The 706-nt window shown below is 22.0% G+C and carries 1 protein-coding gene; it reads left to right on the top strand.

Translation table 4 applies throughout. The annotated features are described in order from the left end of the window. Nucleotides 1–87: 87 nt before the first annotated feature. Nucleotides 88–612 (top strand): lipoprotein, encoded by a 525-nt coding sequence (locus EHU54_RS06060; protein WP_400249502.1) that lies wholly within the window; start codon nucleotides 88–90, stop codon nucleotides 610–612. The last annotated feature ends 94 nt before the right edge of the window (nucleotides 613–706 follow it).

Below are 706 nucleotides of genomic sequence, written 5' to 3'. Positions count from 1 at the left end.
AAACTGTTTATACCGAAAATGTAAAAGTTAATTATAGTGTTTCAATAGATTCACTTAATTGATATTAATAAAAAGGATATAAGGAATATGAAAAAAATATTAAGTATTTTAGGTGCAATATCATTAGTAGGAACAAGTACAACAAGTTTAGTTGCTTGTAATACACCACAAGAATATACACCCGAAGAATTAACAAAACTAAAAGAAGAAAACAAAATTAAAACAAATAACAAAGAAATTAGAGATAACTTAGAATGAATAGCACCACAAGAAAAACCATTTAATACAGTTGATAATAAATGATATTATGTAGTATGGCGCGGGAACACAAATGATAATTGATTTATTGTTAAATTTAACAATGATAAAATTTATAAAGAACATAGAAAAATTTTAGATAAGAAAAATAATATGGAACTTTATATTGGTGTTGAAATTTATTGAGGTTATGAAACTGTTATTTTATTCATTGTTAATAATGATAATGATAGTGATGTTAAATGAAATAAAGATAATGGAAAATATTTTAAAGCAATTTATCGTTGAAATTTAGATACTAATATATCTGATTTATTAGATATTGATGAAAATGGTAATATAAAAGTTAAATAAAAATAAAAAAATAGGCTTAGCGTGTATTTTTCTATTTTTTATCTTGGTTTAAATGTAATTTTAACCGGTTTGTTGCTTTTACTAGTAAAATTTA

This window comes from Spiroplasma sp. ald, assembly GCF_044714355.1.
In the GTDB taxonomy this organism is placed as follows: Bacteria; Bacillota_I; Bacilli_A; order Mycoplasmatales; family Mycoplasmataceae; genus Spiroplasma; species Spiroplasma phoeniceum.
Note: the sequence above shows the minus strand (reverse complement) of the source record. Positions and strands in the feature narration are given on the sequence as shown.